Origin of the sequence: Dolichospermum flos-aquae CCAP 1403/13F, assembly GCF_012516395.1 — a bacterium.
Classification (GTDB): domain Bacteria; phylum Cyanobacteriota; class Cyanobacteriia; order Cyanobacteriales; family Nostocaceae; genus Dolichospermum; species Dolichospermum lemmermannii.
The window spans coordinates 3,332,168-3,356,057 of record NZ_CP051206.1 but is presented as its reverse complement, the minus strand read 5'-3'; the positions used below and the strand labels follow the sequence as shown (position 1 = coordinate 3,356,057).

Sequence of the window (23,890 nt, the reverse complement as noted above, 5' to 3'; positions counted from 1 at the left end):
TCAGAATCAGGATTTATAGGATTTAAGGATTGAACACTAAGTTGCTGGTAATTTAAGAACTAGATTTTTTTAACTTTTGTTTTTTCCGGCGTTTTTCTGTAATGGCTACACCATGTTCTACGGGATAACCAGCTACGGGAATTACCTGATATTTTCTGTCTGCTTCTAAATTTTTCAGTTCTGTGTAATCAACCCAGTGAATACAATCAACAGGACAGGTATCTATGGCTTCTTGAACTACCTCTTCTATATCTCCATCTTGACGGAGGACACGCGATCGCCCATAATCTTCTTCAATAAAAAAAGTATTTCGGGCAACATGGGCGCAATGTTTACAGCCAATACAGGTAATTTCATCAACATAAACACCTTTTTGCCGCACTAATCCGCCTAATTCCGGTTCTAAACCAGAACGTTCGGGGACATCTCGCAAAAGACTCCCTAATTCTGGTTCTAAACCGGAACGGTTATATTCCTCTTCTGGTGACGACGGCGGCAAATTAGACATTACGCACTCCAGCGTTGTACTACTAGGCGAATAGAACCATCTTTCTGTTGTTGTTGTTCGGCTACCTGGAAGCCAACTTTAGTAGTTTCTTTAACTACTGTTTGATAAGCATAACGTTGAGTTACTTCACGAACAAACCCATCCACAGATAGATTTTGTTGCCAATATTGTAAATCTGCAACTAATTCGTATTCTTGACCATTCCATCTAAAACCGATATCGTAGCCATTTTGCTGTTCAATTGTGACTTCGGCTGCATGAGTTTGACCACGATAACCCCGCACCTCACCAGGTCCAGGTTTCCAGTCTATTCCCAAGTCAGAAAGGGCATCTTTCAAGGATTCCAGATTACGGATCTGTGTCTTAATTTGGCTAAAGTGTGACATGGTGGTTTGTAATCAATGAAATTAACTAGTTGGAAAACTTACCATTCGCTGTGGGCGGTTTGTGTATCCACCACACTATTTTGTTGTGGGTTAGTAGCAAAAAACTCTGAGGTTGGTTCATTACTCAACACTCGTCCTAGCTGGGCTTCTATGGCTGCTGTTACCTCAGTACAAGATGCACCGATAATACCAGTGACTTTTTCTTGGACTCGACCATCTGGATAAATGATGAATTCTAATGTTTCCATGCTTTGAAAGCCAACCTAGATAGTATATTTGAACTTTGCTGGTTTACCAGACCTACTCAAAATTTAGGGATAGGAACTTAGATACAAATTTGCCACTTGTCTCATAATGTTCCATATTTAAGCACATATATTTCATAATGTTTACAAAAGTTATTATTTTAGATTAGTATTTACGTTCGTTAGTTATAAGTTTCTCTTAACCTGATCAATTAGTCAAGATGAGGACTGCTAAAGACCAAAAATTATCAAAAATCTGATTAAATAAAGCTTGTAGGCAAAATCCCTAGTCAGGAATGAATATGAAAAAAATCTAAAATTTATTGAAAGATCTTATCATTATCATTGAATTGAACCAAGTAATAGGTTTTACACTGGTGATCAGGTATAATTGTTACTGGCTCTGCCATAAATATTCACAGACATTACATACACTATATTACCAATTTTAAATAAAAACATGAGATTTAGAGACTGGGCGACTAGAGTAATACTAATTTTTTTGATGTTAGCTACCCTAACTTTGGCTGTATTCATTGGGGGTGCGAGACAACAACACAATCAGACAATTGCCTCAACTTCGGAAGGGACAACTGAGTATCAATATCCACCAGCGCAATTACAGTCAACAATAACTAAACCAGAAAAAAAGCGAAATTTAATCCCGTCTCCCGCAAAGGTTAAAAAAATTAATCCTCTATATATAACTACTAGAGATTTTGCTAATTATAGACCTAATTTTGCCCAGGTGACAGTTGATCCTAGCAATTATGGCGATCGCTATACCGCAGATGTTAATGGTGTACCTTGTAATAATCAAGCCATTATTGTCCTTCATGAAACTACCAATTCTACTTCTAGCGCCATTAATTTTTTTCAAACACCTCATGATGATGAAAGTGTTCAAGCTAGTTATCATGCCATAATTACTTTAGAGGGAAAAGTTATTTATTTAGTTCCTCCAGAAAAACGCGCTTTTGGTGCTGGTAATTCAGTTTTTAAAGGTGCTAATGGTGTGGAAACTGTGCAAACTAATCCTAATTTATCCCCATCTGTAAATAATTTTGCTTATCATGTATCTCTAGAAACCCCGACCGATGCTTGGGGGAAAAGTAATATAGAAGCACATTCAGGATATACAGAAGCTCAATATAATTCTTTAGCTTGGTTAATTGCTCAAAGTCAAGTTCCAGATGATAGAATTACAACCCATCGTGCGGTAGATGTGGGGAATGGGAAAGTTGATCCTTTAAGTTTTGATGGTGAAAAGTTTCTCAAGAAATTGCATTCTTTTCGGCAATTACAAACTTTCAATTAGTTAGCAAAACAAAATTCTGAACATTTAATTTAGTTAAAACTTATGCAGAATCTCAAATAATGCGATTAAATTTAGAGGATATTTAACAAATAGATAGAATGCTTCATGCGTCGAGACTCCATTTTCTATAAACTATTTCAACAGTCTCCAACTTTGCTATTTGAACTGTTGACAAATCCACCCATAAATGCAGATGCTTACCGATTTGATTCGGTAGCTGTCAAAGAACCCAAGTTTGAAATAGATGGAGTATTTCTCCCCCCAGAAAATGAAGGTGCTGGGATTGTGTATTTCTGTGAGGTGCAGTTTCAAAAAGATGAACAACTTTATGAAAGAGTATTTGCAGAATCTTCACTATATTTCTATCGCAACCGCGTTAGATTTAGTGACTGGCAAGCAGTTATAATATATCCATCTCGCAATACCGAACAAAGGGACATTTACCCTCATAGAACCTTACTAAAAGGTGAACAAGTACATAGAGTGTATTTGAATGAATTGGGGGATATTCGTCAATTACCTCTATGGGTAGCATTGATGGTATTGACTACGGTGGAGGAAGAACAAGCGCCAGCAGCAGCACGGGATTTGTTAATAAGAACCCGTGAAGAAGATCCTCAACCATCAAGTCGCGCCATAATAGAGATGATCACGACTATCATGGTGTACAAGTTTGAAAAACTTAGCCGAATGGAGGTAGAGTCTATGCTAGGAATAACACTCAAGGAAACTAGAGTTTACCAAGAAATTAAGGAAGAAGGACGAGAGGAAGGACGAGAGGAAGGACGAGAAGAAGGACGAGAGGAAGCAACTGTTAATGTGATTATTCGACTGTTGACTAAGCGGTTTGGAAAAATCTCTGAGGAAATGCGTTCCTCAATTTCTAGTTTACCTTTGCCGGTTCTCGAAGATTTGAGCGAAGCATTGTTAGATTTTACCAGCTTTGCTGATATCCAAACTTGGTTAAAAGGGCGGGTAAATTAAATTATTTGGGCTGAATATTCGCGTAAGTTGCTAGTTAAGAAAAAAGGGAATAGGTGAAAATCAAAAACTTACCTATTTCCAAAATTACATTTTTTTCGCCAGTTAAGAAGCGTTAATACTGCTAATAGATAATTGCTCATTCAAAATTTTTTTGTTTTTGTAGTTTATCAATTAGAATATGTACTTTTGTTGATGGTTTTGTACATCCATTTTCGTTAGGATGATTTTGCTCTAATTTAATAGCATGAATAATTGCTTTTTCTTGATTGGGTTTAAGTTTTTCATATAGTAATCTATCACTTTTATTATAAGTTTCTCCTTTTTGGAGAATACCCTCTTTTCTCATTTCTGATTCTAGCTTTGGACGTAATTCTTTGTAACTACTAAAGGGACTGGTAGTATAACAACAATGGAGTAAAAACCAAAATTCAAAACAGGGTATTGATGTTATAGATTCAACATTATATTTTTTTGCTGTGCTGAGAGCTTGTTTATATTTATCCGGTTTATTATCATCATCAAATATACAAAATACTTGATCATATTGTTGTTGTTGATATAGATCATAAGCTGTAGTTACAATCTCCAGAGGATCTCCACCATAAGCGGGAACTATTTTAACGTCAGTTGTTGATAATTTAAGTTCACGTTTTAGAGACTCAAAGTAATTATATTCTGTTTGTTCACCCTCAACTACAATTAAAAAGTATCCTCTAGGATTTTTATTCCCGGAACTTCGTTTTAAATGATTGGTAGATTTTCCCCGTGACATATTTTTAAATACTCAACCCATTAATAAAAGGAATAGCACCATAGCGACCTAATAGATAACCTTTTTGTAAAGATTCATCTTCACGAGGTCGAAAGTCGAACAATGAATATAGTTTTGTCATGCTGTTATCTTTCTCAGTAAACCATATTTGGTCAGGTCTGAATATTTCACCATCTAGCAGTGTAGTATCATGAGTTGTAAATATTAATTGAGCATTGTTTTTGTTAATTTCTGGATTATTAAACATTTTTATTAATGCTTTAGAAAGAACTGGGTGTAAACTTCTATCTATTTCATCTATTATTAATATTTCTCCATTTTGCAATACATATAACCAATATCCTGCTATTTCAAATAAGCGTTTTGTACCATCAGATTCTTCATCAATTTCAAATTCTACCGTTTTATCAGAGTCATTCATTTTATGTACAGTGATAATATCTAATCTGCCAAAATCAGGAATATCTTTGCTTATTGCGTTGATTCCTAGCTTCTGCATTTCCTGTTGAATTCGATGAATCATATCATCATTTAATGTTTCAGGTATAATTTCAATTTTTAGATCAGCAATACCTATATCTGCTTCATTTAGTAATTTAACCATATAATTATAATAACCTTCATTATTTGTATCATCAACTATGAAGGGTGTATCTATATGAAGAATAATTTTTAGTTCATCTTGGAAAAAATCGAATACCTCTGTTAATTGAGGATGATTATTTTGTGCAGCATGAGATATAAATAAAGAATTAGAACGAACAAATCTTTGAATACGCTTTTTTTCCCCTTTTAATCCTTTACCAAAAGACCATTTATAACCTTCATTTGGTTCAAATGTTGGATTATCTGGTAGATATTCACGAGAAAACCAGTTTTCTTGAACTTCATTTCGATAAGCAATTAACCACTCTTCAAATACTCGTTCTCGATTTAAAGAAACTCCATATTCATAACGAATTTTTTCATGAATAAAAATCACTTCAAAACTACTAGGCTTTTTTGCTGATTCACTATTTAATCTAAATGGTTCAACAGGTAATTTATCCCCAATTTGCATTCTACTAGCTGATTTAATGACAAGATTTTTCAGCACTTGCATAGCTTTGAGTAAATTACTTTTACCTGAAGCATTTGGACCATAAATAGCAGCACTTGTAACTAAGCGTAAATCATCATTATTAGGGACAGGAAAAGTATTACTATCTAGCATGGTTTCATTATCAGCAGCTACCATACTCAATGTTTGCTTTTCTTGGATTGAACGATAATTTCCTACACTAAATTCTACAAGCATGACTTTATTTTTAGTTGGTTATCCGTCTATAACCCACAAATTATTATAAATAGTAAAAATTATACTTTTTGTAATTGCTAATGTCTAGTTAATAGCAACTTTTATTTGTGGGGTTATTCAAGCATACATAAATAATCAACAAATAGCTCTAGTTATAAAACTAAAGCTATGATTAATCTATGGAAATTCAGCAAACCCTACTTACTAAAACTGTAAATGTGCTGTGTTTGAAAAATACCTTTTAAAGAAGAAGGTAGTACACCATCAGCGAAAGTTTGCCTATCTAACTGTACTTGCAAATTACTCAAAGGATCGCTACCTGTCGCAATCAGAAATTCCATTTTCTGAATATAGGGTAAAGTTGCAATTTCATCTAAAATCTGGCAAATTGCTTGCAGGTAAGGATGACCTTTTTGTTGATACCAATTGGATTCAGCAATATTAGCTTGGTCAAAACCTAAATGTACAGTTAAAGAGGGTTGATCAAATAAAGCGATTCCCAAGGGACGGGCTTCTTCCTGTAACAATAAATGTTGATTTTTGGATAAATACCGTATTTTCTCTAGTCGTTCATAGCGTCCGGTGACGGATTCTGGTTCATCTTGCCAATGTATCGCTACTGTAACTAGATAAGTTTGTAACAGCATATGTCCCAATTTCTTAGCTTTAGTAGCTAGGTAATAGGAATTAAAATCATTAGACTCAATTAAGAGGGGAACACGATCTACTACGTCTAATCCATAACCTTTGACACCAGCAATTTTACGAGGATTATTAGTGATCAAACGAATTTTTTTAATGCCCAAATCCATGAGAATTTGCGCCCCCATGCCATAATCACGCAAATCAGCGGGAAATCCTAACCGCTCATTTGCTTCCACTGTATCCAAGCCCATATCCTGCAAAGAATAGGCTTTCAACTTGTTAACTAAACCTATGCCCCGTCCCTCTTGACGTAGGTAAACAACGACACCTTGACCAGCATTTTCAATCATTTTTAATGCGGCTTGTAACTGCATCCGACAGTCGCAACGCAAAGATCCTAAAGCATCTCCTGTTAAACATTCCGAGTGCATTCGCACCATCACGGCTTCATCTCCAAAATTTGCCGGATCTCCCTTGACAATGGCAACGTGTTCTGTATTATCTAGGGTGTGACGGTAGCCGTAAATATCAAACTGACCAAACTGGCTGGGGAGTTTGGTAATGATTTCTCGATATATCAGGCGATCATTTTGGAGACGATAACTGATTAAATCAGCAATGCTAATAATTTTCAGGTGATGATTTTTGGCATATTCCATTAACTGATGTAACCGCGCCATTGAACCATCAGGGTTTTGAATTTCGCAAATTACCCCGGCTGGATACAGTCCCGCTAGTCTGGATAGGTCTACAGCGGCTTCTGTATGTCCTGCCCGTTTGAGTACGCCTCCCGGTCTAGCCCGCAGGGGGAAAATATGACCAGGACGACGTAATTCTTCCGGTTTGGTGGCTGGGTTGAGGGTGACTTGGATAGTCCGGGCGCGGTCTTCGGCGGAAATACCAGTGCTAACGCCCAAATGGGGAGCAGCATCAATACTAACGGTAAAGGCGGTTTGGTTAGTATCTGTGAGTTTGCTGACCATTAATGGTAAGTCTAATTCATCAAGGCGATCGCCTGTCATTGCCAAACAAATCAGTCCTCTGGCTTCTACAGCCATGAAGTTGATCATATCCGGGGTGGCAAATTGGGCGGCGCAAATTAAATCACCTTCATTTTCTCGATTTTCGTCATCTACGACAACAATGACACGACCTGCTTTGAGATCGGCCAAAGCGGCATCAATAGGATCAAATTTAAAGGTTTGGGTAATATTAGGCTGTGACACAGAAAATTTCCAGCTATTAACGTAAAGTTTTTTAACAATTTCTTATTTTAGATTGTAGCTTGTTTATCGGAATTAGAGCTTTTGTGAGATAACTAAGTAGGTTAGCATTGAAAATCGTCGTTATGACAAGGCAAGAGGCAAGAGGCAAGAGGCAAGGGTGAAGAGGGTTTGGGCGATTTTACTTTTCGTTACATATTTCGGTTTTTTTCCGTTCACCTACTTAAACTGTTACTTGACAATAAAATAGTTCATATATACTATTAATAGTTTAGAGCCCCGTATATACAGATTATTAAGCTATGAATTTCAATGATATAAGTAAATTACTAGGTAAACCCTACTTTCAAACGTCTAATTGTCTCATTTACAATTTAGATTGTTTAGAGGCAATGAAAATTTTACCAGATGAATCAATTAATTTAACTGTCACAAGTCCGCCGTATAATATTGGCAAGGAATATGAAAATTTATTACCATTGGACGATTATATAAATTGGTGTGAAAAATGGATAACAGAAGTTTATCGTCTGACTTTATGTGATGGAGCTTTTTGGCTAAATTTAGGTTATTTATCCATTAAAAATCGTGCTAAAGCAATTCCTATTTCCTATTTGCTTTGGGATAAAATTCCTTTTTATTTAATTCAGGAAATTGTTTGGAATTATGGTGCTGGTGTTGCTGGAAGTAAGTTCTTTTCACCTAGAAATGAAAAATTTTTGTGGTATGTGAAAAATTCAGAAGCTTATACTTTTAATCTTGACGATATTCGTGATCCTAATGTTAAATATCCCAATCAAAAAAAGAATGGTAAAATCAGGGTTAATCCTTTAGGTAAAAATCCCACTGATGTTTGGGAATTTCCGAAAGTAACTTCTGGACAAAACCGATCTTCAAAAGAAAGAACACCACACCCAGCACAGTTTCCATCTTCTGTCATTCAAAGAATAATTCAAGCATCTTCAAATCAAAATCAAATTGTCCTAGATCCATTTCTGGGTTCGGGTACTACTGCTATGGTAGCTTTAAATTTAAATCGGTTAGTAATTGGTTTTGAAATTCGTCAAGATTATTGTGATATTGCTGCTAATAGAATTGAAACTTTTTTGAAAGAACAAAGTTGTCAAGTAGAACAAATGTCTTTATTTCTATAAAGGTATTTTTGTATTTTTAAGTTAACCACCACCAAACACTATTTATTATGTTTTTACCCAGCGCAAATTTTTCAATCCCCGAATTCAATTTAAGTATATTGTGATATTTTTCCTGCGCTTTGGCTTTTTTAACAGTTTGATTATTACCTTGATAATCACTTAATTCCTGAATAATTTTGATTCCTTCCTTATTCATCTCATTCGCAATTACATCACCAACTTTACATAATAAATTAACAGGAGAATCTAAAATATATTCTCCTGTTATTGTAAAAAGTTTATGCTCATAGACTTTTTGATCTAAACCAGATGCCTGACCTGTTGCTGATTTTTGTGCATTCCAATCTTCATGGTCTATCCAACCAAATCTTAATAATGTTAAACTCTGCTGGTAGAAATTAGCTGTAATATAATAACCAGACTTTTCTTTTTTAGTAAGCTCCCCATTATTTTCATCTTTTGCTTTTTGACCATAGCTGCGATTTCCAAAAATTTTTGTGCCAAGCTGACCAGAAGTTTTTATCTCTATTGAATATCTTGTATCCTTTAGATAAACAATATCTTTTTCATCTTTACTTTGTGTTCCTCTCCATTCCTCTGGATAACGCTTTTGCAATTCTTTGGCAAAGAGTTTTTCAAAAAAATAACCCACCATAATAGCTGGTGGATCAATTTCTGCCAGGCTCAAATATGTGTCTTCCTCTCCTATTTTTGTTTGCCATAAAAGCTGCCAACTCTTTAAAGCAACCTCTCTAATAACATTTGGCTTGAGAGGATGTTCTTCTATCAGTTCTTTTGTTTTATCTGCCCATTTTTCAACTGGAATACTGGCATAAGGAAATACCATTTAGTCTAAACCTTTTAATAATTCACTGGGTGACATTCCCAAAGCCTGAGCAATACGGATAATATTTAACAAAGCAATATTTCTTTCACCACGTTCAACACCACCGATGTAGTTGCGATGTAGTCCTGACAGTTCTGCTAACTGTTCTTGGGAAAGATTTTGTGCTTTTCTGATTGTGCGAATGTATTCGCCAAACTTTTGAAGTTGAGAATTTTCAGTCACATAAAAAACATAATCTTTAGTGGTACTGATTTTCTACACACTATGAGTGTGATTATTTTTTAAAGATATTTGTGATTATAGGTACGCTAAAAGATCCGCTTTGCTATACAATGCAGCGAAAGTTCAATCAGAAGTCATCAGTAATTAGTTAGTAGCTTGACTGCTGATGATTGATAATAGATAACTAAAAGTAGATAAGGATTTAAGATCATGGGAAATTTAAGACGCGTACCAGTTGGAATTGTTGGCGCGTCAGGGTATGGCGGAGTACAGCTAGTGCGACTGCTGATGGATCATCCTCAAGTGGAAATTGTTTATTTAGGTGGTGAAAGTAGTGCAGGTAAATCCTTTGCTGACCTTTACCCACAGTTCGGTAATATAGTAAATTTGCCCATTGAAGCAGTACAACCGGATATTATTGCTAGTCGTTGTGAAGTGGTATTTCTGTCTTTACCCAATGGACTGGCTTGCCAAATTGCTCCCCAACTTATAGAAAAAGGTTGTAAGGTACTGGATCTGAGTGCTGATTATCGCTTTGGTGATTTGAAAACTTATACAGATTGGTATGGTACAGAAAGAAGCGATCGCACCATAGCCGCCACAGCAGTTTATGGTCTACCAGAATTGTACCGCGATCGCATTGCCGAATCAAATCTAATTGGCTGTCCCGGTTGCTATCCTACAGCCAGTTTACTGGCACTTTCCCCACTTTTAAAACAAGGGTTAATAGTTCCCGAAACAGCCATTATTGATGCCAAATCCGGCACATCTGGGGGCGGCAGACAAGCCAAAGTTAACCTGTTGTTAGCCGAAGCTGATAACTCTCTAGGTGCTTATAACGTCGGTAGACACCGCCACACGCCAGAAATTGAGCAAATTTGTAGTGAATTGGCAGGTCATGACGTAAAAATCCAATTTACACCCCACCTCATCCCCATGGTGCGGGGGATTTTAGCCACTGTGTACGCTACCATGCGCGATCCTGGTTTAGTCCGTGATGACCTGATTACTATCTACAGTGCCTTTTATCGTAATTCCCCTTGGGTGAAAATCTGCAATAGTGGCACTTATCCCCAAACTAAATGGGCGTGTGGCAGTAACAATTGTTATATCGGCATAGAAGTTGACCCCCGCACTGGTCGCGTTATCGTCATGTCAGCCATTGACAACCTGATAAAAGGTCAAGCCGGTCAAGCAATTCAATGTATGAACCTGATGCTAGGCTGGGATGAAACTTTGGGATTACCTAAAGTTGGGTTTTATCCTTAATTCGATAATGGGTAATGGGTAATGGGTAATGGGTAATGGGTAATGGGTAATGGGTAATGGGTAATGGGTAATGGGTAATGGGTAATGGGTAATGGGTAATGGGTAATGCTGTTTACAATCACCAATCACCAATTACCAATCACCAATTGCCTATTTTGGTCCTAAACCAACAGTACCAGCATAGACGGCGCGATCGCCTAATTCATCCTCAATTCTGAGTAAGCGATTGTATTTTGCTACCCGTTCACTGCGACACAGAGAACCGGTTTTAATTTGACCGGCGCGAGTAGCTACAGCCAAATCAGCAATTGTTGTATCTTCAGTTTCACCGGAACGATGGCTAATTACTGAACGGAAACCGTTGCGAGTGGCTAAATCAATGGTTTCCAAAGTTTCAGTTAGAGAACCGATTTGATTCAATTTAATCAAGATTGAGTTAGCGGCTTTTTCTTGGATACCTTTTTGTAAGCGGGTAGCGTTAGTTACAAATAAATCATCACCCACTAATTGTACTTTTGAGCCAATTTTCTGAGTTAGTAATTGCCAACTTTGCCAATCTTCCTCATGTAAACCATCTTCAATAGATACAATCGGATATTGGTCAACCAACTGACCTAAATAATCAATAAACTCAACAGGACTATGGGGTTTACCATCATAAACATATTGTCCATTTTTGTAAAATTCACTAGCAGCCACATCTAAAGCCAAAGCTACTTCTTCACCAGGTTTATAACCAGCTTGTTTAATCGCCGCTACCAGCAATTCTAAAGCCACTTGGTTAGATTCTAGATTAGGTGCAAAACCACCTTCATCACCCACACCTGTCAGCAAACTCTTATCATCTAACACTTTGCTAAGAGTGGCAAATACTTCCGCACCCCAACGTAATGCTTCTTTAAAAGAAGGCGCACCGATAGGAACAATCATAAACTCTTGAAAGTCTACGTTATTGGATGCGTGCGCTCCACCATTGATCACATTCATTAAGGGGACTGGCAATAAATTCGCCAAAGGTCCACCCAAATAGCGATAGAGAGGAATATCTAAAGCTACTGCACCTGCTTTGGCTGCTGCTAAAGAAATACCTAAAATGGCATTTGCGCCTAAGTTAGATTTGTTAGAAGAACCATCTGTAGCAATCATTGTCCGGTCTAACAATTCTTGGTTGAGGACATCTAACCCTAATAATTTGGGTGCTAATATCTCATTGGCGTTTTTTACCGCCGTGAGGACTCCTTTACCACCATAACGGCTTTTATCCCCATCCCGCAGTTCATGGGCTTCAAATGTGCCTGTAGAAGCACCGCTAGGAACTTGAGCTAGTCCGACTGCACCACCAGCTAAATGTACTTCCGCTTCTAGTGTAGGTCTTCCCCGTGAGTCAAGGATTTCGCGGGAGATAATGGCTTCAATAGCGGTGTCTAGGTATTTTGTCATTCGTGGTTTGTCCTTGATTTTGAGTATGTCGTCAGGGTTTAACCTTTACAGTTTACTAATAACCCAATCGCTAGTTTATGTGTTTCTGGGGGAAAATCGCCTGACATTAAAGAAGATTTCCAATCGTGACGGGTGATAATGCTCGCTGAGTATGGAAGGAAACATGGAATTTGTCAGAATCAGGATTTTTAGGATTAAAGGATGTACAGGATTATTTATTGATACTTTATTTTGTCAGAATCAGGATTTCTAGGATTAAAGAATGTACAGGATTCTTTATTGATAGTTTGCTTGTTTTGAATACATAAATTGCCATTTTTAATATTTATGTACAAAATTCTGTAAATCCTCACATCCTGGACATCCTGATTCAGACAGATATTCCTAAATTTATATATTTGAGATTATTGGTATCTCTTATCGAATCTATTGTATTAGCTGAGATTTTAATCAATTCCAGACTATTTTGTGCTTGAGTGCTGTAAATATTTCACCCAAATATAGAATCTATGACACTAGCAGGGGAAACGCATCTTATCAATAATGACCAAACTATTCGCATTAACGACCACTTATTGACAATATTCTAGTCCATCACTGTCATACTGAAAAAATCAATCAAATGATAAATAGGAATTTCTTGGTTTATACATTAAAACGGTATTTTGTCAATAAGATTTAGATGCGTTTCCCCTGGACTCAGTACATTGACAGCCTCTGCTGAAGTAAGAGAGAAGGCACGAATAGCTTTACTTGGGTTAGGATATACACAACAAGTATTAGCTGATTTTCTTGAACTATCATTACAAAAAGAGGAATTAGGGTTTCTGGTTTTATAGTGGTATATGTATTCCCCTAGTAGTGGAGGCTAAAATGGCTATCCCATTTATATTTCAAACTCTTGGATCTTTCGTTATCTTAGGTTTATACAGGCGGTTTGTATCAACACCAATGAATGAAGCTTTATACAAGCTGGAAATTGTTAATCTTAATATTCTTTTAAAAGCTTTGGACTATTACGAGTCCGAAAAGGGTAGATCAAAATCCACAGAAAACATTCGTGAATTTGCTGATGATGCTTTGTCTGGTTATAGGGGTGCGTCTGAGGTAGGTATTGGAGGTGACGGAAATTTTGCCAGTATTAAAGAGGCTGATAAAAACTTGAATAATGCCGCAAATAGTTTTAAAAAATTGCCAGAATCTCAAAAGTATCTAGATAAAGCCTACGCAAGCTTTGAGATTAAGTAATAGCCTTTATGATCGCTGCTTTTGTACATCAATTTTAAGGAGTGTAGCTATGTCAGTAACTTACGTTTCTCAGAAGATCAAGTCTAAAACTCTGGAGACAACTACAGAGGTAATGATTGAGAATGAAAAACTGGAAATTCTCACGGACAACCAATTAGGGATTCAGGAAATAAAGGTTATTAATGATGGAGAAGTCATTAATAACATTACGGACGGTGTTCAGTTATCTGATTATGAAAATAAGATTTTCGATGCAGTTATCCAGTCTGGAATTCCTGAAAATCTAATTCAATTGGCTAATTCTTTAAAGTTTCAGTCTAAGGTTAATAATGCAGATAATTCTTCTTCTATTCAGGCTATTGTGAGTACGATAGATGGAAAAAGGGTATTGGAGATTGCCCTGCTTATTGAGAATGATGAGAGTCGAAATATTGAAGTTTCATTTAATGATAGTAAATGGAATATAGTGGTTAATCAGGACGATAAAAATTTCGTCAAGTATGCTCGAATTTTAAAGCATAAATTATCGGCAACGCCAGAGAAAATATTTTCTATTAACATTGAGCAGTTATTGTTAGTTTCTGAGTTGGATAAGCCAATGACGGAAACACCCATGAAAAGTATCATCACATCGTGTATAGAGTACAAAGAGTTTCCATCTTATTTCCCAGATGATGTAGATAAAGGAAAGCTTTATAGACAGTATATAGACAGAAAAGATATGTGGCCAGTTGAACGACGTTCTTTCAAAGAAGAAGACAAAAATCCTCTTTTTTCAATACGAGACCAGACTTGTTACTCTCTTCATGGTTTTAAACAACATTTTCAATGGTATCCAGCAAGACATAATTTAGATTATGATAGGGACGATCTAAGAAGAGATTATTATAAGCTTTATGGATATTCTATGCCAGAATGGGTGAGATGTTCACGTGAAATCATTAATTATTTGTCTACTCAGAGAACCAATTTTATTAGTAAATTAGAATCTGAGAGAAATAATTTACTCAGTGTTTTTATAGACAATTTATCTCAAAGAAATTCTCGTAATCATGAATATAATATTTTCAGTATTTTGACAATAATAATGATTTTAACTCAAACTTCTTACTTCTCTCAAGAAATAAGCAGTGGAGAATTTAAATTTGTTAGAGAGTCATCTAAAACTGGGGAACTTTTCGGTGATCCAAGAGATTTTGAAATTACTTTTATTACCGAAATCAACCAAGAAAAAATGTTAGAGTATTATCGAGAGCTTTTTATAAAACTTGATGCTGTATCGGGAACTCGACTTTTTTCTTCTATTGCTGAACAAATCAGTTACTTTAAAGGCATCCTAGACAACTCTCAAAATTTATCTAGTTCAGAATTTTATCAACGCATTTATCAACAAACAATCAAATCATTTCAGAATAATCCAGAAAAAATTGAGATCATCTTAGCAGACTTCTATAAACTTACTCAAGAGCCTATTTTTGCTTCAAGCTTTACTATTTTAAATACAGCCAAAACAAGTTTTATCAACGCCATCAAACCAAAATCTTCTACAACCTTAGAAACAACTATTCAAATAAATAGTGCTTTTCCTGAAACCATTACTGGCATTTTTATCGCCAATGATGAACCCAATACAGATACCCAATTAAACATTATTGTCACAGAAAATAGCCAAAGAATTATCAACAGTCAAAATATTGCTAACTATCAAAATAAACTCTTTCAAGAGTTCTTCTCAGAAGTCGTTGATCCTGATCAAGTTTTAGACTTTATTAACACATTAAAATTGATCACTAAGCAAAGCTCTAATAATCAATACACAGGAACTTTATCCAGTAATAATGAAAGTTACCAAATCAATTATCGTCTCATCCCCACGTATCAAAATCAATATACATTGCATCTTCAATCCGCACAATTTAACTGGAGTAATGACTATCAAATTAACCTAGACGAACAAACTTTTGTTAACTTACTCAACAGGTTAGATTCAGAATTAGTAGATTTCATTCAGTCTCTTGAAAATCCAGAAACCTTACTCAAAAAAGCGATTACATTAACCCCCTATCCTGAAAGTAATTTTTATTCTGGCTACTTAACAACCCAAAATCAGAATAATAAAATTGATTACCGAATTGATATTGATCCTCAAAATCATCAAGCCAACTTTGAATTAACGACGAACAACCATACATGGAATTATCAACTCGATACCTCGAACGTTAACCACAGAAACTTAATCAAGCATATTAATCCTAGTTTTGCTCTCCAAATCGAAGGGGATGAAGCCTTAAATGCGCTGTTAAATAACGATCATATACAAGCCATTCTCATTTGTCGTCATAACCATACCTCTAAAGATGCCATTTCCATTTATTCTGAAGCATCTAATTCTTCACCTGAGCTAACCGTATTAATTTCGACTTCTAATACTGATCCATCGTTACACAATATTTTAGATGATTCACAAATTTTGCGAATCGAAAAACATTACTTGGAAAATTCTTATCACTATAAGCTGTCCTTTCCTAACTACGGTTCAAACGCGAAACAAATCAAGTTGACTCAGAAAATTACTTCATCAGGAAAAATTCAAGTGCAAACCACAGAAACCACTCCCGTTAGAATATTAGATGTTGAAGGAAATCTTCAAATTACTCATCATAGCGAGCAAGTTTCATCTGAAATCAAAGAAGTTGAGTATGAAGGCTTTGTCGAAGATGCTAATTTTACCTATCATGCTTCTGGACAATTAATTATTACCAATTTACCAGAAAGTATCATCGTTGAGCATTATGTTAAACCTCCTATTCAAAATATATTAAACGGTTTAGAAGAATCCTTTATCGCATTAAATTCTGGGGATAAAATTACATTTCTAGCTGATAATTTAGCAAAACTAACAATTAGGCTTTATTAGATAATGACTTGGTTATACTTCTCACTGGCGGCGGCTACCTTTGAATCTCTGCGAGATGTCTTTAGTAAAATTGTTACTAACAAAGACGATCGCCCTTTAGATGAATATTTAGTCGCTTGGGGATTAAGAGCTTTTACCCTGATTATTTATATCCCTTGGTTATTATTATCTCCCGAACCTATTCCTAATATTGGTAAAGATTTTTGGTGGGCTTTGTTAGCAGATGCCACTTTATCTACAGTTGGCGGCATTTTATATATGAGGGCTTTGCGCTTAGGAGACCTGTCATTAACTGTTCCCTTAATGGGTTTTTCTCCCCTATTTTTAGTGATAGCTTCTCCCTTTACTCTGGGAGAACTGCCGAATAATATCCAGATAATTGGTATTAGTTTAATTTGTTTAGGTGCTTATTTCTTGAACTTAAAATCCAAAGAAAACAACTATTTTGCCCCTTTATTATCTATAATCAATACCCAATCATCGCGGTTAATAATTATAGTAGCAGCACTCTGGGCATTAACAACATCCCTTGACAAAATAGGAGCTAAAAATTCTTCTCCTTTGGTATTTTCGGCTGCTTTGTATTTTTGTACAGCATTGATGATGTTACCGATAGTTGTGGTTTTTTCTCCCAATTGGTTTTTTCAGCTAAGAACAAATTTCTCTAAATTGGTTTTATTGGGAAGTTTGAAAGCAGTAGATATGTGGTGTCATGTAACTGCTGTAGGGTTAACCGTAGCAGCTAATTCTGTTGCAGTGAGACAAACTAGCCTATTGATGGGTGTAGGATTCGGTTATCTGATATTTAAGGAAAAAAACATCAGAACAAGGTTTTTCGGTAGTGCAATTATGGTGTTAGGAATTTGTTTATTAACTTTCTCCTAATCTGTATCTTGTGGATTTAAAGCGATCGCTCTTGTTCAAGAGGGTGATGTGCCTAGCTCACCGAAGGAATCATATTTGAACCTACATTTCCATTTCACAAATATGGATATATTATCCACAAACCAAATTTTACAGATAACCTAAAAAAATTAATTGGAATGGCTTTTGAGTATCTTTTAGAAAGTCATAAAAATGCAAACAATGGAACTACAAAAGATCCACAACCTAGTAATGATTTATTTTGTTTGAATTGTGGTAGTACCAGCGTAAATCTTCACCCAAAACAAGGTGCAAAAAAATACACGGCAGACTGTAGAACTTGTGGACATCAAACACACATAAACTATTGCTGGAATTGTTCAACAAAATTGTTTAAACATGGCTATTATTGGGACTATCATAAAACATCTGTTTGGAGTAGCTTTGATATTCATTGTCCCAATTGCGGTATGGCATTTGCAGATAAACCGTGAAATTTGCAGATGAACTGATTTTTGACATCTGACGCACCGTAGTAATTGCTGTGTTTTAAGCCACAGAAAAATCTGTAAACTGCCGATATTCAGGACGAATAAACCCTAAAATAATATCATCCTTTCCTACTCCTAATTCCAATAATTCCCCAGTTATTCCCCTTTCTGTACCATCCCATTCAATGCAGATTTTCCCATCAATAATTCGCAAATGAAACACCACTGCATGAACCCTACCTGTTTTATCCCAACCTGTATCCATTAACAAATAATTATCAGATTCTTGATCACAAATACATAAAGCCTCAATTTTTCCATGACTAGGTTTATACTTAGCGTGATTTCCAACAATACTAATTATAATTCTTCTGTATTTTTCTAACTTATCCATTGTACAATTACCTCCTGAATTGGATCGAAAATAATGTAATTAATCTGCTGTTGATCACTTAAAATATCTTGAATAGCTGGTTTAAGAAAAAAGTCTTGATAAGCAGCTTCAGGAATCGCTAAATATAATTTACGTTCTGGATTGATTCTTTTAATTAAACTAACATAAATATTATATTGTCCTAATGTTTTTTCTAATTCTGTAATTAAAGAAGGGCTATTAAAAACTTTTATTTCAATTACAATCTTTTGCTGCATCTTCTGGGCAGCAAATAATTTTTCTGCTCCTAAATCAGCATATAAACGCAAGCCTTTGTATTCTAGTATAAAGGGGTCATCGGTAATTACCCATCCATCTTTGGTTAGAGCATTTTTAACTTGATTGTGATATAAATCGTACTGTGGCATTACTAAATCAAGAATATTAACTTTAGCTTAACAAAAACCACCTTCATCACCCACACCTGTCAGCAAACCTTTATCATCTAACACTTTGCTAAGAGTGGCAAATACTTCCGCACCCCAACGTAATGCTTCTTTAAAAGAAGGCGCACCGATAGGAACAATCATAAACTCTTGAAAGTCTACGTTATTGGATGCGTGCGCTCCACCATTGATCACATTCATTAAGGGGACTGGCAATAAATTCGCCAAAGGTCCACCCAAATAGCGATAGAGAGGAATATCTAAAGCTGCTGCACCTGCTTTGGCTGCTGCTAAAGAAATACCTAAAATGGCATTTGCGCCTAAGTTAGATTTGTTAGAAGAACCATCTGTAGCAATCATTGTCCGGTCTAACAATTCTTGGTTGAGGACATCCAACCCTAATAATTTGGGTGCTAATATCTCATTGGCGTTTTTTACCGCCGTGAGGACTCCTTTACCACCATAACGGCTTTTATCCCCATCCCGCAGTTCATGGGCTTCAAATGTGCCTGTAGAAGCACCGCTAGGAACTTGAGCTAGTCCGACTGCACCACCAGCTAAATGTACTTCCGCTTCTAGTGTAGGTCTTCCCCGTGAGTCGAGGATTTCGCGGGAGACAATGGCTTCAATCGCGGTGTCTAGAAATTTAGTCATTCGTGGTTTGTCCTTGATTTTGAGTATGTCGTCAGGGTTTAACCTTTACAGTTTACTAATAACCCAATCGCTAGTTTATGTGTTTCTGGGGGAAAATCGGCTGACATTAAAGAAGATTTCCAATCGTGACGGGTGGTAATGCTCGCTGAGTATGGAAGGAAACATGGAATTTGTCTGAATCAGGATGTACAGGATTAAAGGATGTACAGGATTATTTATACTTTACTTATTTTGAATACATTAATTGCCATTTTCAATATTTATGTACACAATCCTGAAAATCCTCATAATAGTATTATTTAACCCATTTACTCGAAGTAACTCCCAAAAACTGTTCTAGTTGAGTGATACTATTAAGATGATTAATGATAGCATTAAGTTCTTGATTTTGAGCATCAACTAAACTTTTTTCAAAGTTAATAATATCCGTCATTGAAATATTACTACTTAATCTCATTCTTTCCTTAGCATTTATCACTTTTGATCCTGCTAACTTTCGTGCTTGTTGTGCTAACTCAATTTGCTTAAAAGTATCTTTGACATTACGAGTTTTATTTTTCAACTCCTCATTCAAATTATCCTGAGTTTTTGCTAAAGTGTAATTAGCATTCTGTAAGCTAATCTCACTTTTAACTACCGCATTATCTTGACTGAGATTACCAAATTCACGATTTAAGACTAAAGACGAACTCAAATTATTTGTATCTTGAGTATTAGAAGCACTATTAAACCCATAGCTCACATTTAATTTTAAATCCAATTGTTGTTGATTTTTAGCTTCTGTTATCCCAAATTTAGCATTTTCTACAGCATTAACAGCAGCAAGATAACCAGTATTATTCGCTTTAGCTAATTCTAGCATTTCTGTAAAAGCTGGTAAATTTAAACTTGTTGGAGGATCAGGTTTTTCCAGAGCAATTAGTTTTTTTGTTATGGGTAAATCTATAATTTTAGTTAATTCAGAAATTGCTTGTTCTAAACTTGATTGTGTATTCACTAAATTTACTTCTTGTTGAGCAATATCAGCTTGACGCTCAACCAAATCATTTTTAGGAATTCTCCCAAATTCAAATAATGCTTGTAATCTCTCTAAATCTTTTTTAGCATTAGCAAAAGATAATTGTTCAATTTTCAGTCTTTCTTGAGCTAATAATAAATTTCTATAACTAACTATAGTATTAGTAATTGTTTGAGAAGTAGTATTTTTGAGATTCAAAATATTAGCATTTTCTGTCAATCTGGCTCTTTGAATACTCAGAGTATTTAATCCCGTACCAAAACCCTTTAATAAAGGTTGACTAAAATTAAGATTGATGCTTTGACTCAGAGTATTTGTATCTGAGGAAGTATCTAATGAGCTAGTACGAGATAAAAGATTTTGTCCTTGCCATGTTAAACTTAAATTACCACCTGTAGGAACTTTTAAATTAAAATTAGCACCCAAAAGCGCAGTTGTATTATTATTGGTGTTATTACCAGTTTGATTATTAGTCACATTTAAAGATAGCTGTGGTGTAAATGTTGGGTTAAATTGAGATTCAGTTTCAGCTAATTGTTTTTGATCTAAAATACGTTGCAGATACGCTATTTTTAAATCTCTATTATTTTGCAAAGCTAAATAAACAGCATCAGCTAATTTTAAAGGTAATTCCTGACTAGAGTTATTTAATAGTAATTGTAAATCAGAATTAGATTTTGGTAAACTTGGTGGATTAGCTATATTTTGACATTTTCCTAAACCCGGAAACAGTAAAATCAAAAGCAAAGATGATATTGGTAATAAAAAACGATTCATAGTAAAAAAATTAAGTAGGTTGGGTTGACGCAAGGAAACCCAACATTAACATTATTCTAAACCTTGCTTATTGAGAGCGTAAAGCTTCAACAGGATCTAATTTACTAGCTCTCAGTGCAGGTAAAAAGCTAGAAATAATACCTACAATAATAGCAGAACTGAGAGAAACTAAAGGAGTTTCATAACCAAATTGATAGGGTAAATTCAAGAGAGTTACAGTTATAATTGTAATCCCTTGTACAGTAACTATTGCAATTATTCCTCCTGTCATACTAATAAAAGTTGCTTCTAGTAAAAACTGAATTAAAATATTTTTTTGTGTAGCACCAATAGCCCGTCTTAAACCAATTTCGGAAGTACGTTCCACAACTGATGCTATAGTAATATTAGCAATTCCCACACCCCCCACAAATAAAGCAATACTCCCGATAACCAAGAGGATAATAGTTACACCATTTAAGACTTTTTCTAAACTTTTCACCTGTTCAACATTGCTAGAAGCGTAAATATCTACATTAGGGAATCTTTTCCTTAAAATGCTAGTTGCTTGATTTTGGAGTTGTTCTATATTTTCTGGATTCTTAGGAGTAATGGTAATTTTATCAAAAAAAGGACTTGTCAACTTAAGTTAGAAATGGCTTATCTGTTTGCTTCCACACCCGCCCAGAAATGAATTTCCGGGCTAATAACCAAAGTAAACTAAAGTTTACTAAAGAGTTTTATGTTTATTTAGTCATCTTCAGATGACTTTTGCTATTAGACTGGGAATTCATTCCCAGGCGGGCTATGGGTTTGACTACAATATTATATTATTACTGCATTTTTATGACAACATGATCTCCCTCATTTAAAGGATTTTCTAAAGTGGGAATTAATATTTCATCTCCTGGTTTTAACCCTGATTTAATTTCAATATTATCTAATCCTTGTAAACCAGGTTTAATTATTCTTTTAAAAGCCTTAGATTGTTGATCTTTTATCCAAACAAATGTTTCTGATTCATTTTATTGAATAGCTTCACTAGGAATAACTGTCACATGATCACGTTGAGCGATAATTAAAGCAACTGTCACTGGAGTTCCCGGAACAATATTTTTATTCATTTGATCTAAACCCACAATTGCTGTAATTTTGACATTATCTACACCTTGATTATTATTTTGGGTATCTCCAGCTAATAAAGATATTTGTTGAACCTTACCAGTTAATTTCTGTGATTGAAAACCAATAATACTAATTTCCGCTTTTTGTCTAATTTTAACCTTAGTTGCGTCTAAAGGAGATAACTTTAATTCCACAATTTGTTGAGTAGGATCACCAATAACTAAAACATCTCCTTTCGGTTCAATTACATCACCTAATTTTGCTTGTAAATTGAGAATTACACCATCAATAGGAGAAGTAATTACTGTTTTTCTTAATTCTTCAGCAATTTTTTGACGTTGTATTTTGAGTTTATCTATTTCTCTCATAATTTGATTTAGTGCTAATTTAGCTTGGTTTAATTCTTGTACAGTTTGGTCAATTTTAGATTTAGCTTCTTTCAATTTTTGCTGGGGTTCAGATTTGTTATTTCTCACATCTTGCCAAAAACTTTGTAATTCTAATTTCTGTTGTTGTAAATCTAAATCACTCAAAGATAATTCATCTTTAGCATTACTTAAATCTGTTTCAGCTTGAATAACTTTCTTTTCTTGCTCTTTTAATTCAGTTTCCGAAATAAACCCCTTAGCGAAAAGTTGTTTATTTTCTTGTAATTTAATCTTTGCTTCTTTTAAATCGGTTATTTTAACAGTTAATGCTTGTTTTTTTCTGGTAACTTCTAATTTACGCTTTTGAATTTCCCTTATTTTCTCATCTTTTTCCCTGTTAATATCATTTCTATAGGTACTTTGAATATTTCTGTATTCTTGCTGAGTTTCTAATAATTTACTTTCTGCTTTTTTTAAAGATGACTGTTTATCAAGCAGTTGTAAATTTTTATCTTTTAAATCAGATGCAAATTCTTGTAATTTAATTTGTGTTTCTGTATCTCGCAAACGGATTAAAATTTGATCTTTCTTAACTTTGTCGCCAATTTTGACTAAAACTTGTTCTACTGTTCCTGTGATTGGAGATTTAATATTTCTTTGATTATCTAATTTTAATATACCACTTTCACCAGTAATTTTATCTTCTACTTTGTCTTGAGTTAGCTTTGGCTTAACATATCAAAAAATTAGTCAAACCGAAAAAAGCCACACCAACTTTAATGAAGCTATCCGACTATTCAACAAAATAGAAGCACCCAAGCAAGTTGAGAAAGTGGAAAAAGCATGAAATACAGTCTTGCTTTATTCCTACGTCACTGTCGCCCTTAGTTGAACTATAAGCAGCAATTAATTTGGGGCTATTTTGTGCTTGAGTTGTGTGAATATTCCACCCAAATATAGAAAATATGACGGTGGTGGTCATTAGTAATTTATGCAGGTTTTTCATGGTAATCTCCTTAGTTACTAAACAGTAAGAGAAAGTTTTATCTAGGATTGTAAATTGTACAGCACAAATCAATAGATTTACCAGGAACACGCTTGGGTGTACTGTAACCTATAGATTTATAAGAGTTAGAACCTACTACTTGAACAGTCACAGATATGTCTTGTTTGGGATTTTTAATTGTGATCCAATTTGCAAAAGGATTATAAAATCCTCCAGGGAGTGGATTTTCATTCAGCAACTCTGGTTTTGCGTTATCTATCTCAATCCTGACATCATCAAAAGTGTAATTACCATCTCGACGAAGATTAATCTTT

The 23,890-nt window shown here is 35.0% G+C and carries 23 protein-coding genes and 2 pseudogenes; 8 read left to right on the top strand and 17 right to left on the bottom strand.

The genetic code is table 11. The features are described from left to right. Window positions 1–52: 52 nt before the first annotated feature. From HGD76_RS16275 to HGD76_RS16265, 3 genes are read right to left on the bottom strand one after another with little or no spacing between them, the layout of a single operon-like run. The gene (locus tag HGD76_RS16275) at window positions 53–508 is read right to left on the bottom strand and encodes a ferredoxin (RefSeq protein ID WP_015080212.1); all 456 of its coding nucleotides are present in this window, start codon (window positions 506–508) and stop codon (window positions 53–55) included. Continuing rightward, window positions 508–894, bottom strand: a complete 387-nt coding sequence (locus HGD76_RS16270; protein WP_148760211.1) for a DUF1257 domain-containing protein — start codon at window positions 892–894, stop codon at window positions 508–510. The genes HGD76_RS16275 and HGD76_RS16270 overlap by 1 nt, the downstream gene beginning before the upstream one ends. Before the next feature lie 38 nt (window positions 895–932). After that, window positions 933–1,142 carry a DUF2997 domain-containing protein gene (locus HGD76_RS16265; RefSeq protein WP_015080214.1) on the bottom strand — a complete coding sequence of 70 codons (210 nt, stop codon included), beginning with the start codon at window positions 1,140–1,142 and terminating at the stop codon, window positions 933–935. Window positions 1,143–1,599: 457 nt separating this feature from the next. On the opposite strand from HGD76_RS16265, the gene HGD76_RS16260 reads away from it, so the two are divergent. Both HGD76_RS16260 and HGD76_RS16255 read left to right on the top strand, forming a co-directional pair. After that, window positions 1,600–2,457 carry a peptidoglycan recognition protein family protein gene (locus HGD76_RS16260; protein WP_168696403.1) on the top strand — a complete coding sequence of 286 codons (858 nt, stop codon included), beginning with the start codon at window positions 1,600–1,602 and terminating at the stop codon, window positions 2,455–2,457. Window positions 2,458–2,562: 105 nt separating this feature from the next. Continuing rightward, a complete protein-coding gene (locus HGD76_RS16255; protein WP_015080216.1) occupies window positions 2,563–3,441 on the top strand; it encodes an Rpn family recombination-promoting nuclease/putative transposase in 879 nt (292 codons plus the stop codon). Between the two features lie 136 nt (window positions 3,442–3,577). On the opposite strand, the gene HGD76_RS16250 is transcribed toward HGD76_RS16255, so the two are convergent. The 3 genes from HGD76_RS16250 to ribBA form a co-directional block, all read right to left on the bottom strand. Further along, window positions 3,578–4,213, bottom strand: a complete 636-nt coding sequence (locus HGD76_RS16250; RefSeq protein WP_168696402.1) for an RloB family protein — start codon at window positions 4,211–4,213, stop codon at window positions 3,578–3,580. 4 nt (window positions 4,214–4,217) lie between these two features. Then, entirely contained in the window at window positions 4,218–5,510 is a 1,293-nt protein-coding gene (locus tag HGD76_RS16245) for an AAA family ATPase (RefSeq protein WP_168696401.1), read from the bottom strand. 197 nt (window positions 5,511–5,707) lie between these two features. After that, window positions 5,708–7,381 carry a bifunctional 3,4-dihydroxy-2-butanone-4-phosphate synthase/GTP cyclohydrolase II gene (gene ribBA, locus HGD76_RS16240; protein WP_168696400.1) on the bottom strand — a complete coding sequence of 558 codons (1,674 nt, stop codon included), beginning with the start codon at window positions 7,379–7,381 and terminating at the stop codon, window positions 5,708–5,710. Between the two features lie 299 nt (window positions 7,382–7,680). Here ribBA and HGD76_RS16235 point away from each other — a divergent pair, with 299 nt between their 5' ends. Next, entirely contained in the window at window positions 7,681–8,532 is an 852-nt protein-coding gene (locus HGD76_RS16235) for a DNA-methyltransferase (RefSeq protein WP_168696399.1), read from the top strand. A 16-nt stretch (window positions 8,533–8,548) separates the two neighbouring features. Here HGD76_RS16235 and HGD76_RS16230 read toward each other — a convergent pair whose 3' ends face one another. Next, window positions 8,549–9,379, bottom strand: coding sequence for a ScaI family restriction endonuclease (locus HGD76_RS16230; RefSeq protein WP_052149936.1), 831 nt, complete (start codon window positions 9,377–9,379; stop codon window positions 8,549–8,551). After that, window positions 9,380–9,601: a type II toxin-antitoxin system RelB family anti-toxin gene (locus tag HGD76_RS16225; RefSeq protein WP_027400752.1), complete on the bottom strand. Its 222-nt coding sequence runs from the start codon at window positions 9,599–9,601 to the stop codon at window positions 9,380–9,382. Window positions 9,602–9,811: 210 nt separating this feature from the next. Here HGD76_RS16225 and argC point away from each other — a divergent pair, with 210 nt between their 5' ends. Next, window positions 9,812–10,870 carry an N-acetyl-gamma-glutamyl-phosphate reductase gene (gene argC, locus HGD76_RS16220; protein ID WP_168696398.1) on the top strand — a complete coding sequence of 353 codons (1,059 nt, stop codon included), beginning with the start codon at window positions 9,812–9,814 and terminating at the stop codon, window positions 10,868–10,870. Here argC and HGD76_RS25925 read toward each other — a convergent pair. Together HGD76_RS25925 and eno (HGD76_RS16215) are read right to left on the bottom strand one after the other, a co-directional pair. Continuing rightward, entirely contained in the window at window positions 10,867–10,992 is a 126-nt protein-coding gene (locus HGD76_RS25925) for a hypothetical protein (RefSeq protein WP_267904255.1), read from the bottom strand. The genes argC and HGD76_RS25925 overlap by 4 nt on opposite strands. A gap of 28 nt (window positions 10,993–11,020) precedes the next feature. Beyond that, complete coding sequence (gene eno / locus HGD76_RS16215; protein ID WP_168696397.1) at window positions 11,021–12,310, bottom strand: phosphopyruvate hydratase; 1,290 nt, start codon at window positions 12,308–12,310, stop codon at window positions 11,021–11,023. 873 nt (window positions 12,311–13,183) lie between these two features. Here eno (HGD76_RS16215) and HGD76_RS16210 point away from each other — a divergent pair. The 4 genes from HGD76_RS16210 to HGD76_RS16195 all read left to right on the top strand — a co-directional run bounded on the left by HGD76_RS16210 (window position 13,184) and on the right by HGD76_RS16195 (window position 17,833). Beyond that, entirely contained in the window at window positions 13,184–13,558 is a 375-nt protein-coding gene (locus HGD76_RS16210; RefSeq protein ID WP_168696396.1) for a hypothetical protein, read from the top strand. Window positions 13,559–13,607: 49 nt separating this feature from the next. Then, window positions 13,608–16,475 (top strand): hypothetical protein, encoded by a 2,868-nt coding sequence (locus HGD76_RS16205; RefSeq protein WP_168696395.1) that lies wholly within the window; start codon window positions 13,608–13,610, stop codon window positions 16,473–16,475. A gap of 3 nt (window positions 16,476–16,478) precedes the next feature. After that, window positions 16,479–17,360: a DMT family transporter gene (locus HGD76_RS16200; protein ID WP_168696394.1), complete on the top strand. Its 882-nt coding sequence runs from the start codon at window positions 16,479–16,481 to the stop codon at window positions 17,358–17,360. A 158-nt stretch (window positions 17,361–17,518) separates the two neighbouring features. Beyond that, window positions 17,519–17,833 (top strand): hypothetical protein, encoded by a 315-nt coding sequence (locus HGD76_RS16195; protein WP_168696393.1) that lies wholly within the window; start codon window positions 17,519–17,521, stop codon window positions 17,831–17,833. Between the two features lie 55 nt (window positions 17,834–17,888). Here the strand turns inward: HGD76_RS16195 and HGD76_RS16190 are convergent, their stop codons facing one another. From HGD76_RS16190 to HGD76_RS16165, 7 genes and pseudogenes are all read right to left on the bottom strand, one after another. After that, window positions 17,889–18,224, bottom strand: a complete 336-nt coding sequence (locus tag HGD76_RS16190) for a XisI protein (protein WP_168696392.1) — start codon at window positions 18,222–18,224, stop codon at window positions 17,889–17,891. Further along, entirely contained in the window at window positions 18,212–18,631 is a 420-nt protein-coding gene (locus HGD76_RS16185) for an element excision factor XisH family protein (protein WP_027400758.1), read from the bottom strand. Before HGD76_RS16185 ends, HGD76_RS16190 begins: the two co-directional genes overlap by 13 nt. A gap of 33 nt (window positions 18,632–18,664) precedes the next feature. Continuing rightward, window positions 18,665–19,303: pseudogene (eno, locus tag HGD76_RS16180) on the bottom strand (phosphopyruvate hydratase); the annotation flags it as partial. Window positions 19,304–19,598: 295 nt separating this feature from the next. Further along, a complete protein-coding gene (locus HGD76_RS16175) occupies window positions 19,599–21,098 on the bottom strand; it encodes a TolC family protein (protein ID WP_168696391.1) in 1,500 nt (499 codons plus the stop codon). Between the two features lie 67 nt (window positions 21,099–21,165). Next, entirely contained in the window at window positions 21,166–21,720 is a 555-nt protein-coding gene (locus HGD76_RS16170; protein WP_168696390.1) for an ABC transporter permease, read from the bottom strand. A 190-nt stretch (window positions 21,721–21,910) separates the two neighbouring features. Continuing rightward, window positions 21,911–22,090 (bottom strand): annotated as a pseudogene (locus HGD76_RS26445) (permuted SH3 domain-containing protein); the annotation flags it as partial. A gap of 12 nt (window positions 22,091–22,102) precedes the next feature. Beyond that, window positions 22,103–23,221: an HlyD family secretion protein gene (locus tag HGD76_RS16165; protein WP_267904375.1), complete on the bottom strand. Its 1,119-nt coding sequence runs from the start codon at window positions 23,219–23,221 to the stop codon at window positions 22,103–22,105. Window positions 23,222–23,890 lie beyond the last annotated feature (669 nt).

Excerpts from the sequence above, each read along its gene's own strand:
- HGD76_RS16265 (WP_015080214.1), bottom strand. The coding sequence starts at position 1,142 with ATGGAAACATTAGAATTCATCATTTATCCAGATGGTCGAGTCCAAGAA.
- HGD76_RS16255 (WP_015080216.1), top strand. The coding sequence starts at position 2,563 with ATGCGTCGAGACTCCATTTTCTATAAACTATTTCAACAGTCTCCAACT.
- HGD76_RS16190 (WP_168696392.1), bottom strand. The coding sequence starts at position 18,224 with ATGGATAAGTTAGAAAAATACAGAAGAATTATAATTAGTATTGTTGGA.
- HGD76_RS16245 (WP_168696401.1), bottom strand. The coding sequence starts at position 5,510 with ATGCTTGTAGAATTTAGTGTAGGAAATTATCGTTCAATCCAAGAAAAG.
- HGD76_RS16270 (WP_148760211.1), bottom strand. The coding sequence starts at position 894 with ATGTCACACTTTAGCCAAATTAAGACACAGATCCGTAATCTGGAATCC.
- HGD76_RS16230 (WP_052149936.1), bottom strand. The coding sequence starts at position 9,379 with ATGGTATTTCCTTATGCCAGTATTCCAGTTGAAAAATGGGCAGATAAA.
- HGD76_RS16200 (WP_168696394.1), top strand. The coding sequence starts at position 16,479 with ATGACTTGGTTATACTTCTCACTGGCGGCGGCTACCTTTGAATCTCTG.
- eno (WP_168696397.1), bottom strand. The coding sequence starts at position 12,310 with ATGACAAAATACCTAGACACCGCTATTGAAGCCATTATCTCCCGCGAA.
- argC (WP_168696398.1), top strand. The coding sequence starts at position 9,812 with ATGGGAAATTTAAGACGCGTACCAGTTGGAATTGTTGGCGCGTCAGGG.
- HGD76_RS16185 (WP_027400758.1), bottom strand. The coding sequence starts at position 18,631 with ATGCCACAGTACGATTTATATCACAATCAAGTTAAAAATGCTCTAACC.
- HGD76_RS16175 (WP_168696391.1), bottom strand. The coding sequence starts at position 21,098 with ATGAATCGTTTTTTATTACCAATATCATCTTTGCTTTTGATTTTACTG.
- HGD76_RS16205 (WP_168696395.1), top strand. The coding sequence starts at position 13,608 with ATGTCAGTAACTTACGTTTCTCAGAAGATCAAGTCTAAAACTCTGGAG.
- HGD76_RS16210 (WP_168696396.1), top strand. The coding sequence starts at position 13,184 with ATGGCTATCCCATTTATATTTCAAACTCTTGGATCTTTCGTTATCTTA.
- HGD76_RS16275 (WP_015080212.1), bottom strand. The coding sequence starts at position 508 with ATGTCTAATTTGCCGCCGTCGTCACCAGAAGAGGAATATAACCGTTCC.
- HGD76_RS16235 (WP_168696399.1), top strand. The coding sequence starts at position 7,681 with ATGAATTTCAATGATATAAGTAAATTACTAGGTAAACCCTACTTTCAA.
- HGD76_RS16250 (WP_168696402.1), bottom strand. The coding sequence starts at position 4,213 with ATGTCACGGGGAAAATCTACCAATCATTTAAAACGAAGTTCCGGGAAT.
- HGD76_RS16195 (WP_168696393.1), top strand. The coding sequence starts at position 17,519 with ATGGCTTTTGAGTATCTTTTAGAAAGTCATAAAAATGCAAACAATGGA.
- HGD76_RS16260 (WP_168696403.1), top strand. The coding sequence starts at position 1,600 with ATGAGATTTAGAGACTGGGCGACTAGAGTAATACTAATTTTTTTGATG.